The following is a 14564-nucleotide window of genomic DNA, read 5'->3' as shown; positions in this document are numbered from 1 at the left end:
AACACACCCATGCCATAACCAATACCCAACATGAAGCACCTCCTGGAAGGGGTAAGAAACGATGAAGGACCAACATTGATCCGCACACCAGTCTAAAAACCCCACTCCACCCAGGCTGCGCGACGCAACGTCAGGAACAGATCGCCAAGGCGTACCTGGAAGGCATGCTCAATACCGCGACGTTGAGTATCGACGGCGCGCAGTTGAACACGCTGCTGGAGTAACACGCGTCGACCGTATTGGATGCACAAGACAGGGAGTCTCCCATGGCATTTCTAGAACCGTCTGGCCTCCCGGGGCGCGCACCCTATCGCGCGCCGAATCAACCCCGTAGCGCCTGGCTGGCCCTGGCCAACGACATCGAGCCGGAGGTCGCGCGCTACTTTCTGGTGAGTGCGCGCTGCGGCTGTTTCATGCAGGCGGCGCGCAGCCTGAATATCAAGGCGACGCTGCTGCGCAAACGCCTGGCGCAACTGGAAGAGCAGCTGCACCATGCGTTGTTCAGCTACCAGGGCAACGGTCTGGTACTCAGCCGCGATGGCCAGCAGTTGCAGGCGCAGTTGCTGGCCCTGGCTCACGCGCGGCGCCTGCCGGCGGTGGCGCAGCCGCTGATTCGCCTGGCCGTAGCCGAGCCGATCCTGCACGACATCCTCGGGCGCGACTTGATCGCCTTGCTGCGCCGCAACGCCAGTGTGCGCCTGGAGATCATCTCCATCGACAGCCAACTGTCCCTGCAAGCGGTGGACGTTGACGTGGTGCTGTGGCTGTCGGACGCGGACGGCCCCGCGCCTGGCCCGAGCTTTCCCACCGAGCCGCCTCGGCTCCTGGCGCATTTGCACTACCTGCCGCACATCGCCAAGCGTTACTCGCGGCTGACGACCCGCCCCGACAGTGTCGAAGACCTCGATGACTACATGTTGGTGCAGTGGCAACCGGATGTGCAGGTGGACGCGTTGCAGCCGTGGAACACCGTAGTAGCACAGCGCCTGGCCGCGGTGGTGCAGGTGCATGCCTATTCGCTGATGCTGGAGATGATCCGTTGCGGTGCCTGCATCGGTTTGCTGCCGCACTACATGGGCAGCTTCGACCGTGGCCTGGTGGCCTTGCCGGGATTGCTCGCCGAGCCCATGCAGCGCCAGGTTTGGCTGGCGGTGAATGCGCGGGTGCAGCATGCCGAAGCGGTGCAGATGATTGTCGAGTTGATCGCCAGTACGTTCGAGGGGCGGCGGGAGTGGTTTGATTAGCGCAGCAGCGCCCTCTGGCTCAAGGCGTTGCGTCATGGCGCCAATTGCGCCAGTCTTGGTCGCCTTATCCTTCACCTAGCTGCGATCTGCGATGCAAGCCAGCCGTTTGACACTGATCTGCCATGCCGCCACGCCGTTGCAAAAGCGCGGTTGCTTTGCCGATGACGAATCGGTGGCGATGGATTGGCAAAGCGCGGCGTTATCCCTGGCCGGTCGCTACAAGAAAAACCTGCGGCTGCGCTGTGGGCCCGAGGCGCGAACCCGTCAGACGGCGAGCTTGTTCGGCAATCAGGCGGCGATCGACGAAGCCTTGCGCGATTGCGATGTGGGGCACTGGAAAGGTCAGGGCATCGCCGCGCTCGACAGCGCCGAACTGACCACCTGGCTCACCGACAGCGCCAGCGCACCTCACGGTGGCGAGTCGGTGGATCAGCTCTGTGCACGGGTCGCGCAGTGGATGCAGTCGCTGCAAACCGAACCCGGCCATGTCGTGGCCGTTACCCACCCGTTTGTCATCCGCGCCGCAATGCTGTACGTCATGCAGTTTCCCGTCGCGATGTTCTATCGCATCGATGTGGAGCCGCTGTCTTGCACTGAACTGCGCTTCAACGGCGTCTGGCGCCTGCGCCTGGAAACTCACGCCTGAGTGCGTGAACATGGCAAAATCCACGCCCCGCAATGAGAGCAACCCATGAAACGCATCCTGATCATCGGCATTGGTGCCGGCAACCCTGACTACATCACGATGCAGGCCGTGAAAGCGCTGAACCGCACCGACGTGTTTTTCCTGATGGACAAGGGCCAGAGCAAAGACAAGCTGATCGACCTGCGCCGTGAGATCTGCGCGACCTACATCACCGAGCCCGGCTACCGCTTCGTCGAGGCCGATTGCCCCGAGCGGGTGCGTGGGGACATCGACTACACCAGCGCCGTGCAGGACCTCAACCGCGACAAGCAGCAGACCTTCGAGCGCATGATCAACGAGGAAATGGCCGACGGCGAAGTGGGGGCGTTCCTGGCGTGGGGCGATCCTGCGTTGTACGACAGCACCCTTCGCATTTTGCAGGCGATCCTGGCCAGTGGCCGCTGCGTCTTTGAGTTCGAAGTGATCCCCGGCATTACCAGCGTGCAGGCCCTGGCGGCCCAGCACAAAGTGCCGCTGAACCGCATCGGCCGCTCCATCGAAATCACCACCGGGCGCCGCTTGGCGGCGGGGCAGGCGAGTGATGCCGACACTCTGGTGGTGATGCTCGACGCCGAAGATTCCTACCGCACCGTAGCCGATCAGGACCTGGATATTTATTGGGGTGCCTACCTCGGCACGCCGGATGAAATCCTCATCAGCGGCAAGGTGAGTGAGGTCGGTGAAGAAATCCAACGGGTGCGCAAGGCTGCGCGTCTGGCCAATGGCTGGATCATGGACACTTATTTGCTGCGCAAACCCTGAGGTCGATTCCCATGATCAAACTGTTCGCTCTGGCACTGACCCTGGTGGCCGGTGCCGCCCATGCCGATTCCAGCCTGCACACCGACTTGCCGCTGTCGTACCTGGAGCAGACCCAGGGCGATGCGCGCAACCAGCCGCTGGTGATTTTCCTGCACGGTTTCGGCAGCAACGAGGAAGACCTGTTTGGCATCAAGGATGCGCTGCCGTCCACCTGGACCTACCTGTCGGCGCGGGCGCCGACGCCGGTGGACCCGAATGGGTTTCGCTGGTTTACCAAGACCCCGGGCGACGGCGATTACGATGGGGTGACTGAGGACCTGCAGAACAGCGCCAGGCTGATCAAGGCGTTTGTCGCCAAGGCCACCGCCAAATACCACACCCAGCCTGACCGGGTGTTTTTGGTAGGGTTCAGCCAGGGCGCGATCATGTCCTATGAGGTGGCGTTACGTGACCCTGAGTTGGTGCGCGGGATTGCTGCGCTCAGTGGCAGCGTGCTGCCGGTGCTCAAGGCACAGCTCAAGCCGGATGAGCGATTGGGCCAACTGGCGATTTTCATTGGCCACGGCACGTTGGACCAAGCGCTGCCGTATGCCTCGGCGACGCGGGCGAACGAGGTGTTGTCGGGGTTGGGGTTGAAGCCGGAGTTTCATACTTACCCGGGCATGAACCACACCATCAGCGCGGCAGAAGTGCAGGATTTGAAGGTCTGGTTGGAAACCAATGTGAAGTGAACACCGCTAGAACTGTGGGAGGGGGCTTGCTCCCGATAGCGGAGTGTCAGTCAGTACATCTATCAACTGATACACCGCCATCGGGAGCAAGCCCCCTCCCACAGTTGATCTGTGTCGCTTGATAGATCGGTTTACTTGCCGCCGGTGATCTGTTTCACCAATTCTGCATGCCCCTTCACATCATCCGCCCGCGAAATGGCCTGGATCACCAGCAAGTGATTGCCGGAACCGCCGAGGAAGGTGGAGTTCAAGGTCTTGCCGCCGCCCTGGGTGGCCGTGCTGTCGACCTGGCGCAGGCCAAGGCCCTTGAAGGTGAGTTTCTTTTCGTTCTGTTTCTTGAAGTCGGGCAGGGCGGCGCTCTGGTCCTTGATGAAGCCAGCTACCGCTCCGTCGAGGAACTGCGGGTCATTATCTTTAATGGTTACCCCGTCGTTGCGCACGGTTTCGGCGACGATGACCACACTTTTCGTGGTTTGGTTCGCGTACATCGTACCTTGGGTATCCCCGGTGCCGTCTGCCGCCTTGCTGGCTGGCAGGGGGTCGGCGACGTAGGCCTTGGGCAAGTTGAAGGTGAACTTGCCGCCGAGGGTGGAGATGCTCTGGTCAGCCGGCTTGGCCGCGGCGAATACGCTGCCGGCGCTAAGCGCCAGGGCGAGCAGGACGGCGGTCTTGGTGAAAGTGGCCATGAAGAAGCGCTCCGGTAGATGAACGAAATTGCGCCGTATTCTGTCAGAAAATTCGCAAGATCGTTCATCCGCGCCATCACACCTTGTCGGACTCTTCCTCAAGCCGGTCCATCTCGAACAACCGCGCCAGTTCTGCACGGGCTTCCTGGGCGGTCTGCATGACCTTGGCCGCGTCGTCGTACACCGCGTGCTGGGCGGCGAGGACTTGCAGGTCGTGGTTCTTGAAGCGGGTGATGCGCGCGTCGGCCTGGGCCTGGCTCAGGCCGAGACCCACCAGGGTGCGGCGGCTCATCTCCAGGCTGGAATAGAAGGTTTCGCGCACCGGTGACGCGTCGAGGTCCACCAGGCGGTGCACGTGCTGACGGTTACGGGCGCGAGCGATGATCTTCATGTGCGGATAGAGGCTGCGCACCAGTTCGGCGGTTTTGATGTTGATCTCCGGGTCATCCATGGCGATGACGAAGAATTCCGCCCGGTCGACCTTGGCTGCGTGCAGGATTTCCGGACGTTGCGGGTCGCCGTAGAACACTGGCATGCCGCCGAAACTGCGGGTCAGCTCGATGGTTTCCACCGAGGTGTCCAGGGCGATAAACGAAATGTTCTGCGCGCGCAGGATTCGCGCGACGATCTGACCCATACGGCCCATGCCGGCGATGACCACGCGCGGTGCATCGCTTTGGATGGTGCGATATTCCTCGGGGACCTCCACGGGTTTGACCCTGGGCTTGAACAGTTTCGGGCAGACCAGCAACAGCAGTGGCGTCACGGCCATCGACAGGGTGATGGTCAGCACCAGGATGTCGTACAGGTGCGGTTCGAACAGGCCCTGGTCGCGGCCGATCTTGAACACCACGAAGGCGAATTCACCGCCTGCGGCCAGCACCACGCCCAGGCGCAAGGCGCTCTCGCGGTTGAGATCGCCCACCAGTCGGCCGACGGCATACAGCAGCGGCAGTTTCAAACCGATCAACAGCAGGGTCAGGCCGATCACCACCAGCGGCGAGCTGAGCAGCAGGCTGAGGTTGGCGCCCATGCCCACGCTGATGAAAAACAGGCCCAGCAGCAGGCCCTTGAACGGTTCGATCTGGGATTCCAGCTCGTGGCGGTATTCCGAATCGGCCAGCAGCAGGCCGGCGAGGAAGGCGCCCAGGGCCATGGACACACCCACCAGTTCCATCAGCCAGGCGGTGCCGATCACCACCAGCAACGCGGTGGCCGTGGACACTTCGCGCAGGCCAGTCTTGGCGACGATGCGAAACACCGGGCGCAACATATAGCGCCCGCCGATGATCACCACGGCGATGCTGCCGAGGATCTGCAACACGTGCTGCAGGCCCTGGGCCTGCGAGCTCGGGTGATCACCCCCGGCCAGTAACGGCACCATGGCAATCAGTGGGATTGCTGCAATGTCCTGGAACAGCAAAATCGCAAAGGCCAGGCGCCCGTGGGGCTGGTTCAATTCCTTGCGCTCGGCCAGGCTTTGCAGGCCAAAAGCGGTGGACGACAGCGCCAGGCCCAGGCCGAGCACGATCGCGCTGTTCCACGACTGGCCAAACAGCCACAGCGCCACCCCGCCCATCACCAGGCCGGTGAGCAGCACCTGGGCCAGGCCGACGCCGAACACCGCCTTGCGCATCACCCATAAACGTTTTGGCGACAACTCCAGGCCGATGATGAACAGCAGCAACACCACACCCAGCTCCGAGAACTGCGCGACGCTTTGCGGGTTACCGATCAACCCCAGCACCGACGGGCCGATGATGACACCGGCGAACAGATAGCCCAGCACCGCGCCCAATTGCAGGCGCTTGGCCAGGGGCACGGTCAGCACGGCGGCGAGCAGGAACACCACGGCTGCTTGTAACAGGTTGCCTTCATGGGGCATTGCGAACTCCAAAATCTTTAAAACCAGTCAACAGGCGGCTATTAGAGCGCTTTTTACCTGTCGATAATTGTGTTTTTGCAGTGCGTGATCGTGCAAGGCGCGGGATTTTCTGCTGGGCGACCGCGTTCTCGCGGGCGTGTCGGAAGGATGTACAAACAATCTTCCCGGGGGATCGGGTGGCGGCATGTCCCATTGGTCTTCTAGCGTTATGTTCTCGAGTTTATATTCCTTGGGTGGAATATTTGCATGGATTGGGACATTGAATACACGGATGAATTCGGCAACTGGTGGAATGGTCTGGATGCAAAGGCGCAGGTGTCGGTATCTGCCAGCGTTGATCTGCTGGGGCTTTTCGGGCCAGGGCTGGGCTTTCCTCACAGCAGCGATATCAAAGGCTCTCGATACGGGCACCTGCGGGAACTGCGCGGTATTGCTGATCGGTGGCGATAAGCGCGGGCAACACCGATGGTACGACGAGCACGTCCCCGCGGCAGAAAAGCTGTATGACGAACATTTGAAAACACTGGGTAAAGAGGGCCGCAACCATGGCTAAAAAATTCGCTGAACTGCAAGCGCGCATGACTCCCGAGTCGCGCGCCGATGCAGAGCAGCTATTCCAGCAGCACTTGAAAGAGATGCCCCTGCATGAACTGCGCAAGGCTCAACAGTTGAGCCAGGCCAGCCTGGCCAAAGCACTGAATATCAACCAGGCCGCGGTCTCCAAGATGGAGCGGCGCACCGACATGTACATCAGCACGCTGCGCGACTACCTCCGCGCGATGGGCGGCGAGCTGGAAATTATCGCGACGTTTCCCGATGGTCAGGTGAAGATCGACAATTTCGCTGGCTGAGTGTTTTGCCATGCGCACTTGCGGGCGTGCGGTACAACCCTACGGCCAGTCCCGTGAGCCTGCCAACGTTTTCTTGAGGCGCCTACGCAAAGCGTCTCCATTGACGAAATGGCTGCTTGGTCGAGCATGAGTCGACGCACCTTTACCCGGCATTTCCTTGAGAGCACGGGCATGACGTTCGTCTCCTGGCGCCAGCAAGTCTGCCTGCTGGAAGCCACCGCCCGGCTCAGCCACGGCGTGTCGATCACCGACGTGGCGTTTGAGTTGGGCTTTAGCAGTGCCAGCGCGTTCACTGCGCTGTTCCGGCGCAACCTGGGCGATACCCCGGCGCGTTATCTGGCTAAATCAAAGGCGGCGGCGTTGTTCTGAGGCTGTTGTGCCGTCCACGCCCGTCAGGATTCACCTTCCTGTGGCGCCGCCCTTTGTTACTATCGCCGTCTCTCGTCACCAGGAGTCACCGGCCCATGCAGCACCAGTGGGATGAAATGCACCGTACCCGCAAGCCCACGTTCGTACTGTGCGGCGAGCCTCAGGGGGACGTGCTCAATCTCTATGTTCACGGTTACTCGGCGTTCTTTGACCGGCAGCAACTGGGCAACTTCACGGCGCAACTGGCACGTATCGAAGGTTCGACCAACCTGATGCTGTTCTGGCCTGCCGGGCATTTTCTGGAAAACCTGTTTGCACCGTTCAAGGACGTGATCACCGCAATGCTCGGCGGTGGTGGCCTGGGCGCTGCGACGGTAGGGGTGGGCAAGGCGATCGGGTATTTTCTCGACCATTACAAAAGTGTCGAGGCCCGGGTGGATGAAGTGGCCCGCAGCCTGTTGCCGGAATTGGCCGAGTTCCTCCACGGCGAGTCGCTGCAGGTGCGGCGCATCAACTTGATCGGCCATTCCCTCGGCGCGCGCATCCTGGTCAAGAGCGTGTTGGCCAACCCCGACACCGCCCGCGAACTGCCGTTGAACAATTTGCTGTTGATGGGTGGGGCGATCTGCACGTCGAGCCCTTGGGATGAAGTGTCTGCACCGTTCTCGGGGCGGGTGATCAACTGTCATTCCAGCAAGGACTGGGCCCTGGCGATGAAACCGGATACCGAGCGTTGCATCGGCCGCTATGCCATCCCGATCACGCCTGCGCTCAAGGCCAAGGTGACCAACGTTCACCTGGCCAGCTTCGATCATGCGGCCTATTGGCCACAGTTGCAGACGGTGGTGCAGTACACCGACCTGCTGCAGGAGCGACGCGGCATGATCCGCGCCGACCAGCGCAGTACCGAAGTGCGCTTTGCCGAAGAAGATCGCGAACTGTTCCCTGCGTTGGTGCAGGCGCGCCCGGACGAGCTGAAATTCCTCGCCGAATTGATCGCGCAAAAGCGCAGCGCCTCGATTGATGCGGCGGTGCGTGAGCCATTGAAGTTGGCCATCGAGTTGCAGCGCATGGGCGGTGACAGCTTCATGAACCTCGCCCGGGGGCACGGCGTGGGTTATCGCCAGATCGCCGAGGATGTGGCGCAGCGGCTGGGGATCAAGTTCGATGAGCCGATGGAGACCGTCGCGCTGGCGGACATCGAAGCGCAGGTCGCGGAAACACTGATCGAGCAATACAAGGACAAACTCAGCCATGCCGACCGCCAGGCGTTCGATGCCGAGCTTCAGGCGGCGGCGCAAAAGGAGCAGGGCTTGTTCCATCGCATCGATCTCGGCCGTTCGGCTGCCACGGCGTTGAGCGGTACGGCGTTGGCGGGGCTCACTGGGTTTATCCTGCGGCGCGGCGCGGCCACGGCGATTCCGCTGGTGGGCCAGGCGCTGGCGGCGGCGATGTTGTTGGTGAGTGGGGTGCGCGCGTTTTCCGGCCCGGCGTATTCGATCACAACCTTGGCGGTGCTGGTGATCGGGGTGATCCGCCAGCGCATGGAGCGCGAAGCATTGAACCAGGAGATGGACCTGGTGGTACAAGTGGTCGAAGCGTTTGACCTGCCGCGAGACACGGTGATGCGCACGGTTACGTCCGACTGATAAGCTGCGGGCTTGCCTAATGTGTTTGCCTGGAATACTGCGTGAAATTCAGCCTGCCGAAAATCGCTACCGCTCCGTTCTGCCCGCCTGAAGTGGCCGGCTCTGTCATCGTCGATCCCAAGGCGTCGTTTTTCAAACGGATGCTGATGTTTGCCGGCCCCGGCTTGCTGATTTCCATCGGCTACATGGACCCGGGCAACTGGGCCACGGCCATCGAGGCCGGTTCGCGCTACGGCTACAACCTGCTGTTTGTGGTGCTGCTGGCCAGCCTGGCGGGCATGGTGGTGCAGTGCCTGTGCTCGCGCCTGGGCATCGCCACCGGCAAGGACCTGGCGCAACTGTGCCGCGAACGCTATAGCCAGCGCTCGGCCCGCACCCAGTGGGTGTTGGCGGAAATTTCCATCATTGCCACCGACCTCGCCGAAGTGCTTGGCTGCGCCCTGGCGTTTCACTTGCTGCTGGGTGTTTCGTTGACCACCGGTATTGTCATCACGGCGTTTGACACGCTGTTGGTCCTGGCCCTGCAAAATCGCGGTTTCCGCCGCCTGGAAGCGATCATGCTGGCGCTGGTCGCGACCATCGGCGTGTGCTTCTTCATCGAACTGATGCTGATCAAACCCTACTGGCCGGACGTGTTCAGCGGTTTCGCGCCGTCGCTGTCGGCCATCAGCGATGCCGCGCCGTTGTACCTGGCGATTGGTATCCTCGGCGCCACGGTCATGCCGCATAACCTCTACCTGCACAGCTCGATCGTGCAAACCCGGCTGATCGGCAAAGACCTCGCCAGCAAGCAGGACGCGGTCAAGCTGGCGCGTATCGACACCATCGGCTCCCTGGCCCTGGCGTTGCTGGTCAACGCCGCGATCCTGATACTGGCCGCCGCCGCGTTCCATAAAACCGGGCATGCGGATGTGGTCGAGATCCAGGACGCCTACCATTTGCTCGATCCGCTGGTCGGCGGCGCCTTCGCCAGCATTCTGTTCGGCGTCGCCTTGCTGGCCTCCGGGCAGAGTTCCACCTTCACCGGCACCATCGCCGGGCAAGTGATCATGGAGGGCTACCTTAACCTGCGCATTCCCTGCTGGCAGCGCCGCCTGATCACCCGTGGGCTGGCGCTGATCCCGGCGTTTGTGGGGGTGTGGCTGATGGGCGACGATGCCATTGGCAAGCTGCTGATTCTCAGCCAGGTGGTGCTCAGCCTGCAGTTGCCGTTTGCGCTGTATCCGCTGATCCGCATGACCGGCGACGCGCAACTGATGGGCCCGTTCGTCAACCGCCTGCCGACGCGGTTGCTGGCGTGGTTTCTGTTTGCGCTGATCAGTGGGGCGAACGCGTGGTTGATCGGGCAGTGGTTGTTTTGATCCAAGGCTTGCGGCGCTCGGGCGATTTACACCAGGATCGCCAGCGATGTGTATTGGGTAACCTGCGGATCGGCGGTCAATAGCTTCATCGGTTCGCTCATGGCGGTTGCAACGATGAGCCGATCGAAAGGGTCTTTGTGATGAGGCTCAAGATCCTTTACGGCAATGGCGTGTTCTGACGTGATGGGGAGTTCGACGAAACCGCTTTGCAGGCAGTACTCACGGATTTCATCCAGATCGACAGTGAGTTTCCCCAGGCCTACCTTGATCGCCAGTTCCCAGAATGTGGCGGCACTGATGTAGATCTCTGCCGCATGTTCAATCAGCTTTCGGGCTTTGCTGGATAGCTTGGGGTCATCATTCAACGCCCACAGCAGGATGTGGGTATCCAGCAGCACTCTCATGAATGAGTGCCCTGGAACGCATCGAGGAGGTCGTCAGACAAAGGCGCGTCAAAGTCATTCGGGATCACCAGCTTGCCTTTCATGGCGCCAATCCGCCGGCCTTTGGATTTTCCGACAGGGACAAGCTGTGCCATCGCCCGTCCATGCTTGGAGATGGTGATGATGTTGCCAGCCGCCGCCTCATCAACCAGTTTTGACAACGTGTTTTTTGCTTCACCCAGCGGGACGGTCATCATGTGGCTCTCCGCATATTTTGGCCAAATATAGCCAAAACTGCTGGCGCTATCAAAGACGGCCTGACCGCTGGTTGACGCCAACCGTTTTGAGTGCGACGGGTAGCGGTACATGACATCCATGGCATTTCTCCGAACAAGGAATTCGCCAAAGTCTGTCGCAGCGTGGGGGGCTTAGGAATAGTGGCCCGAAAAAACGGAACGGACCTACATTTAGCCGCGAGGCGTTTTCCTTATGAGCGTGGTTGTGGTGGATCTCGCTCGCTCATCGATCCCAATACGGCACCGCCCCAAAGCGCTCCACGAAATAATCAATCACCGTGCGCACCTTCAACGACAACCGCCGGCTCCCGGGCCACAACGCTGCAATCTGCTGCGGCTCCAGGGTGGTTGCCACGTCGTATTCCGTCAGCACCGCCTGCAAGGTGCCGGCGCGCAGGCTTTCACCGATCAGCCACGATGGAAACACCACCAGCCCCAGGCCTTGTTCGGCGGCGTGGGTCAGGGTGTCGGCGTGGTTGCCGGTGATGGGGCCTTTGACGCTGTAGGGCGTCCAGTCGCCCTGGTCGCGGCGGAAGAACCAGCGCTGCTGGCCGGTGATGCCTTTGTAGGCCAGGCACTGGTGGTTGACCAGTTCGTCGGGGTGGCTGGGGCTGCCATGTTCTGCCAGGTACGCCGGGCTGGCGGCGATGCGAAAGCGCTGGGGAGCGAAGATGCGTGCCTGCATGCCCGAGTCGTTGAGTACGCCGATGCGAAACAGCAGGTCGGTGCCGTCCTGCAGCGGGTCGACGTAGGTGTCGGTTTGCTGGATATCCAACTGCAGCTTCGGATAGCGCCGGCACAATTCCCCCAGCCACGGTGAAAGGTGGCGTTGACCGAACACCATCGGTGCGTTTATCCGCACCAGGCCGCTGGGCTCGCTTTCCTGTTCTTGCAGGGCCTGGCCGGCGGCTTCCAGTTGTTCCAGCATTAAGCGTGCATGCCGCCCGAGCAGGCGCCCGGCTTCGGTGGGGCTGACCGCGCGGGTGTGGCGATAGAGCAACTGTTGCCCGAGCGCCTGTTCCATCAGTTGGATCTGCCGGGAAATGGAAGAGGGCGCCAGGCCCTCACGGCGCGCCACTTCGGAAAAACTGCCGTGGTCCAGCACCGCGACGAACAGGCGCAGCGCCTTGAAACTCAATTCATTCAAGCCCTGCATCATGCCTCCAGGCTGTGCGTGTTGCGCAAAGGTGTTGTACGTATGCTCCCATTTATCGCACAGCACGGCCACCGGATAATGCGCGCCAGGTTTCCTTTCTTGAAACGCAGGTGATGTATGCAAGCCAGTTCTATCGAGGGTGTGGCGCAGGCCCGGCCGAAAAAAAACCTTCTGCGGTTGCTGTTGTTGCCCCTGGTGATCTTCGCCGGCATGGGCTTGTCGGTGGAGGCCGGTTTGCTCGGCCCGCTGGGCGTGCAGGTGGGCCATTTGTGGGCGACCTTGAGCATTTTTGGCGTCGGTTCGGCGATTTTGTATGTGCTGTTGTTGTTCAGCGGCCCGCAAAAGGGCCCGGCGTTAACCGACCTGCCGCGCTGGCAGTTGATCGGCGGGTTCCTGGGGCCGATGTACGTGGTGGTGCTGACCCTGGCCACGCCGCATATCGGCATCGCGATGACGATGATCGCGATTCTCTCGGGGCAGGTCGGCAAGAGCGTGCTGATCGACCATTTCGGCTGGTTCGGCACCGCGCGCAAGCGGGTCAACGGCGAGCGCTGGATTGCGTTGGCGTTGATTGTGGCGGCGCTTGTTTTGATTGCACGAGGCTAAGACGATGAATTTGACTCTGTTGTTGGTACTGGTGATTGCCGCAGGTGCGGTGTTGAGTGTGCAGGCGGCGATCAATGGCCGTTTGGGCCAGACGGTGGGCGTGTTGCGCAGCAGCTTGCTGACCTTTGCGGTGGGGGCGCTGACGACCGCGCTGTTGATTTTCTTCTTCGAACCGGCCCAGGCCGTGAGCCTGCTGGACGTGCCGAAATGGCAACTGACCGGTGCCCTGTTCGGGGTGGTGTACATGATGGTGATGGTCGGCGCGGTGCCGGTGGTCGGTGCGGCAGTCGCTACCGTGGCGGTGATCGTCGGGCAATTGGGCATGGGCATGCTGATCGATAACTTCGGCTGGCTGGGCAACCCGGCCATCGAGCTGTCGGGCAGCCGGATCGTGGCGATGGCCTGCCTGGCACTGGCGCTGGTGTTCATGTATCGCAGCAATACCCGCACCGACTGATGGTTGGAACCATCCGCGTCGGCCCGCAGTCACTGCTAAAGGTGTTGGCGTTCGCCACACCGGGACGACCATGAAGAAGGAGTCTGACCATGCCAGATACAACCTGTGCCTGCCCACACTGCAAATGTGTGCTGGGAGTGGATGCGGTGATGAAAGACGGTAAGGGCTATTGCTGCCAAGGCTGCGCCGAACACCATGCGCATGGTGAGCCGTGTGCGGCGGCGACAGGCTGCGAATGCGCCAAGTCGGCTGAAGGCTGAACGCGGTAAAAATTCACTCGGCTTGTCGGGCGGTGGTCATTACCATGGCCGCTCACCTTTGCCGGATGTGTACCCATGGCCCTGGCCGCGCCCCCCGACCTCAGTGATCACGCCTTCCCCGTGCAGCCGCTGGCGCGTACCTACCCGCGTGGTTTGTATGTGGAACCCCATCGCCATGATTGGGGCCAGTTGCTCTACGCCATGAGCGGTGTGATGTGGGTCGAGACGCCACGCGAAGCGCTGGTGGTGCCGCCCCAACGTGCCGTCTGGCTGCCGCCGGGTGTGGAACACGGGATACGTGTGGTTTCGGATTTGCAGATGCGCAATATCTACCTGCGCCCGGCATTGGCGGCGACGCTGGACAGCCAGGTGCAGGTGATTGAAGTCGGCGGGCTGCTGCGCGAGCTGATCGTCACGCTGGTGGAGCAGGGCGACAGTGGCGATGCCGTCTATTACGACGCGGTGGTCGGCCTGGCCTTGCTGGAACTGCAGCGCGCACGCCGCGCCTCAATCCGCATCGCCATGCCGCTGGAGGCGGACCGCCGCCTGATCAATGCCTGCCAGGCGGTGATGGCTGCGCCGTCCCTGGCGATTTCCTTCGAACATCATGCCGAGGCCGCCGGTGCCAGCGTGCGTACTTTGGCGCGGCTGTTCCAGAACCACCTGGGGATGGGCTTCGCGCAATGGCGCCGCCAGGTGCAACTGGCCACGGCGGTGGCCGAGTTGATCCAGGGCCAGTCAGTCAGCGCTATTGCGCGATCCCTGGGTTACTCGCCCAGCAGTTTCAGCGACATGTTCCGTCGGGAACTCGGCGTGGCACCGTCGCAGTACGGCGGTTGAGGGTTTGGCCGAAATCCTGAAGCACTTGGCCGACGAGGTGGGCGGCAGCTTCCTACACTAAGCGCCATCCAACCACCAGGCGCTGCTCCCCATGAATTACCTGATCTCCCTTGCCATTGGCCTCTTCGTCGGCGTGATCTACGGCGCGCTGGACTTCCGCTCGCCCGCGCCGCCGGCCATCGCGCTGGTAGGCCTGATGGGCATGTTGCTCGGCGAAAAGTTCTTGGGACATAAGTACACACTCCGGGCTAGGCGGGGATTCTAACCCTGATGGGAAGCTGACCGACACCTCAAAAAAACCAATGGCACTCCCATCAAATGGACGCTGCGACCTCGGCACAGC

17 protein-coding genes and 3 pseudogenes are annotated in these 14564 nt (G+C 61.6%); 15 read left to right on the top strand and 5 right to left on the bottom strand.

Annotation, left to right across the window (positions count from 1 at the left end):
- Positions 1 to 122 precede the first annotated feature (122 nt).
- From L9Z73_RS13745 to L9Z73_RS13725, 5 genes and pseudogenes are all read left to right on the top strand, one after another.
- A pseudogene (locus tag L9Z73_RS13745) lies at positions 123 to 224 on the top strand (peptidylprolyl isomerase); the annotation flags it as partial.
- Between the two features lie 42 nt (positions 225 to 266).
- Positions 267 to 1244, top strand: a complete 978-nt coding sequence (locus L9Z73_RS13740) for a LysR family transcriptional regulator (protein WP_247401749.1) — start codon at positions 267 to 269, stop codon at positions 1242 to 1244.
- Positions 1245 to 1335: 91 nt separating this feature from the next.
- A complete protein-coding gene (locus L9Z73_RS13735) occupies positions 1336 to 1890 on the top strand; it encodes a histidine phosphatase family protein (RefSeq protein WP_247401748.1) in 555 nt (184 codons plus the stop codon).
- 45 nt (positions 1891 to 1935) lie between these two features.
- Positions 1936 to 2691, top strand: a complete 756-nt coding sequence (gene cobF / locus L9Z73_RS13730) for a precorrin-6A synthase (deacetylating) (protein WP_247401747.1) — start codon at positions 1936 to 1938, stop codon at positions 2689 to 2691.
- 11 nt (positions 2692 to 2702) lie between these two features.
- On the top strand, positions 2703 to 3422 hold the full coding sequence (locus L9Z73_RS13725; protein ID WP_247401746.1) for an alpha/beta hydrolase: 720 nt from the start codon (positions 2703 to 2705) through the stop codon (positions 3420 to 3422).
- A 131-nt stretch (positions 3423 to 3553) separates the two neighbouring features.
- Here the strand turns inward: L9Z73_RS13725 and L9Z73_RS13720 are convergent, their stop codons facing one another.
- Positions 3554 to 4108 (bottom strand): hypothetical protein, encoded by a 555-nt coding sequence (locus L9Z73_RS13720; protein ID WP_247401745.1) that lies wholly within the window; start codon positions 4106 to 4108, stop codon positions 3554 to 3556.
- 76 nt (positions 4109 to 4184) lie between these two features.
- Positions 4185 to 5993 carry a monovalent cation:proton antiporter-2 (CPA2) family protein gene (locus L9Z73_RS13715; protein ID WP_247401744.1) on the bottom strand — a complete coding sequence of 603 codons (1809 nt, stop codon included), beginning with the start codon at positions 5991 to 5993 and terminating at the stop codon, positions 4185 to 4187.
- Between the two features lie 246 nt (positions 5994 to 6239).
- Here L9Z73_RS13715 and L9Z73_RS13710 point away from each other — a divergent pair.
- The 5 genes and pseudogenes from L9Z73_RS13710 (at position 6240) to L9Z73_RS13690 (ending at position 10223) form a co-directional block, all read left to right on the top strand.
- Positions 6240 to 6546: pseudogene (locus L9Z73_RS13710) on the top strand (type II toxin-antitoxin system RelE/ParE family toxin).
- Positions 6539 to 6844: an XRE family transcriptional regulator gene (locus tag L9Z73_RS13705; RefSeq protein WP_247401743.1), complete on the top strand. Its 306-nt coding sequence runs from the start codon at positions 6539 to 6541 to the stop codon at positions 6842 to 6844. Before L9Z73_RS13710 ends, L9Z73_RS13705 begins: the two are co-directional and overlap by 8 nt.
- 57 nt (positions 6845 to 6901) lie before the next feature.
- Positions 6902 to 7213, top strand: a pseudogene (locus L9Z73_RS13700) (helix-turn-helix domain-containing protein); the annotation flags it as partial.
- Between the two features lie 95 nt (positions 7214 to 7308).
- A complete protein-coding gene (locus L9Z73_RS13695; protein WP_247401740.1) occupies positions 7309 to 8862 on the top strand; it encodes a DUF726 domain-containing protein in 1554 nt (517 codons plus the stop codon).
- A gap of 41 nt (positions 8863 to 8903) precedes the next feature.
- Positions 8904 to 10223 carry an Nramp family divalent metal transporter gene (locus L9Z73_RS13690; protein WP_247401738.1) on the top strand — a complete coding sequence of 440 codons (1320 nt, stop codon included), beginning with the start codon at positions 8904 to 8906 and terminating at the stop codon, positions 10221 to 10223.
- Positions 10224 to 10249: 26 nt separating this feature from the next.
- On the opposite strand, the gene L9Z73_RS13685 is transcribed toward L9Z73_RS13690, so the two are convergent.
- The 3 genes from L9Z73_RS13685 to L9Z73_RS13675 all read right to left on the bottom strand — a co-directional run bounded on the left by L9Z73_RS13685 (position 10250) and on the right by L9Z73_RS13675 (position 12058).
- Positions 10250 to 10627, bottom strand: coding sequence for a type II toxin-antitoxin system VapC family toxin (locus L9Z73_RS13685; RefSeq protein ID WP_247401736.1), 378 nt, complete (start codon positions 10625 to 10627; stop codon positions 10250 to 10252).
- A complete protein-coding gene (locus L9Z73_RS13680) occupies positions 10624 to 10983 on the bottom strand; it encodes a type II toxin-antitoxin system Phd/YefM family antitoxin (RefSeq protein ID WP_247401734.1) in 360 nt (119 codons plus the stop codon). Before L9Z73_RS13680 ends, L9Z73_RS13685 begins: the two co-directional genes overlap by 4 nt.
- Before the next feature lie 142 nt (positions 10984 to 11125).
- Positions 11126 to 12058, bottom strand: a complete 933-nt coding sequence (locus L9Z73_RS13675) for a LysR family transcriptional regulator (protein ID WP_247401732.1) — start codon at positions 12056 to 12058, stop codon at positions 11126 to 11128.
- A gap of 117 nt (positions 12059 to 12175) precedes the next feature.
- On the opposite strand from L9Z73_RS13675, the gene L9Z73_RS13670 reads away from it, so the two are divergent.
- The 5 genes from L9Z73_RS13670 (at position 12176) to L9Z73_RS13650 (ending at position 14486) form a co-directional block, all read left to right on the top strand.
- On the top strand, positions 12176 to 12664 hold the full coding sequence (locus L9Z73_RS13670) for a DMT family transporter (protein WP_247401731.1): 489 nt from the start codon (positions 12176 to 12178) through the stop codon (positions 12662 to 12664).
- A 4-nt stretch (positions 12665 to 12668) separates the two neighbouring features.
- Positions 12669 to 13121: a DMT family transporter gene (locus tag L9Z73_RS13665; protein WP_247401729.1), complete on the top strand. Its 453-nt coding sequence runs from the start codon at positions 12669 to 12671 to the stop codon at positions 13119 to 13121.
- 89 nt (positions 13122 to 13210) lie between these two features.
- Positions 13211 to 13381 carry a metallothionein gene (locus L9Z73_RS13660; protein WP_247401727.1) on the top strand — a complete coding sequence of 57 codons (171 nt, stop codon included), beginning with the start codon at positions 13211 to 13213 and terminating at the stop codon, positions 13379 to 13381.
- Between the two features lie 75 nt (positions 13382 to 13456).
- Entirely contained in the window at positions 13457 to 14221 is a 765-nt protein-coding gene (locus L9Z73_RS13655; protein WP_247401726.1) for an AraC family transcriptional regulator, read from the top strand.
- Positions 14222 to 14312: 91 nt separating this feature from the next.
- Complete coding sequence (locus L9Z73_RS13650; protein WP_247401725.1) at positions 14313 to 14486, top strand: DUF1427 family protein; 174 nt, start codon at positions 14313 to 14315, stop codon at positions 14484 to 14486.
- The last annotated feature ends 78 nt before the right edge of the window (positions 14487 to 14564 follow it).

Source organism: Pseudomonas emilianonis (assembly GCF_023072625.1).
Taxonomy (GTDB): Bacteria; Pseudomonadota; Gammaproteobacteria; order Pseudomonadales; family Pseudomonadaceae; genus Aquipseudomonas; species Aquipseudomonas paraveronii.
This window is presented reverse-complemented; position numbering and strand designations above follow the sequence as displayed.

Bases quoted from the DNA above. Each gene is read 5' to 3' on its own strand.
- L9Z73_RS13740 (WP_247401749.1), top strand. From the start codon at position 267: ATGGCATTTCTAGAACCGTCTGGCCTCCCGGGGCGCGCACCCTATCGC.
- L9Z73_RS13735 (WP_247401748.1), top strand. From the start codon at position 1,336: ATGCAAGCCAGCCGTTTGACACTGATCTGCCATGCCGCCACGCCGTTG.
- cobF (WP_247401747.1), top strand. From the start codon at position 1,936: ATGAAACGCATCCTGATCATCGGCATTGGTGCCGGCAACCCTGACTAC.
- L9Z73_RS13725 (WP_247401746.1), top strand. From the start codon at position 2,703: ATGATCAAACTGTTCGCTCTGGCACTGACCCTGGTGGCCGGTGCCGCC.
- L9Z73_RS13720 (WP_247401745.1), bottom strand. From the start codon at position 4,108: ATGGCCACTTTCACCAAGACCGCCGTCCTGCTCGCCCTGGCGCTTAGC.
- L9Z73_RS13715 (WP_247401744.1), bottom strand. From the start codon at position 5,993: ATGCCCCATGAAGGCAACCTGTTACAAGCAGCCGTGGTGTTCCTGCTC.
- L9Z73_RS13705 (WP_247401743.1), top strand. From the start codon at position 6,539: ATGGCTAAAAAATTCGCTGAACTGCAAGCGCGCATGACTCCCGAGTCG.
- L9Z73_RS13695 (WP_247401740.1), top strand. From the start codon at position 7,309: ATGCAGCACCAGTGGGATGAAATGCACCGTACCCGCAAGCCCACGTTC.
- L9Z73_RS13685 (WP_247401736.1), bottom strand. From the start codon at position 10,627: ATGAGAGTGCTGCTGGATACCCACATCCTGCTGTGGGCGTTGAATGAT.
- L9Z73_RS13680 (WP_247401734.1), bottom strand. From the start codon at position 10,983: ATGGATGTCATGTACCGCTACCCGTCGCACTCAAAACGGTTGGCGTCA.
- L9Z73_RS13675 (WP_247401732.1), bottom strand. From the start codon at position 12,058: ATGCAGGGCTTGAATGAATTGAGTTTCAAGGCGCTGCGCCTGTTCGTC.
- L9Z73_RS13670 (WP_247401731.1), top strand. From the start codon at position 12,176: ATGCAAGCCAGTTCTATCGAGGGTGTGGCGCAGGCCCGGCCGAAAAAA.
- L9Z73_RS13665 (WP_247401729.1), top strand. From the start codon at position 12,669: ATGAATTTGACTCTGTTGTTGGTACTGGTGATTGCCGCAGGTGCGGTG.
- L9Z73_RS13660 (WP_247401727.1), top strand. From the start codon at position 13,211: ATGCCAGATACAACCTGTGCCTGCCCACACTGCAAATGTGTGCTGGGA.
- L9Z73_RS13655 (WP_247401726.1), top strand. From the start codon at position 13,457: ATGGCCCTGGCCGCGCCCCCCGACCTCAGTGATCACGCCTTCCCCGTG.
- L9Z73_RS13650 (WP_247401725.1), top strand. From the start codon at position 14,313: ATGAATTACCTGATCTCCCTTGCCATTGGCCTCTTCGTCGGCGTGATC.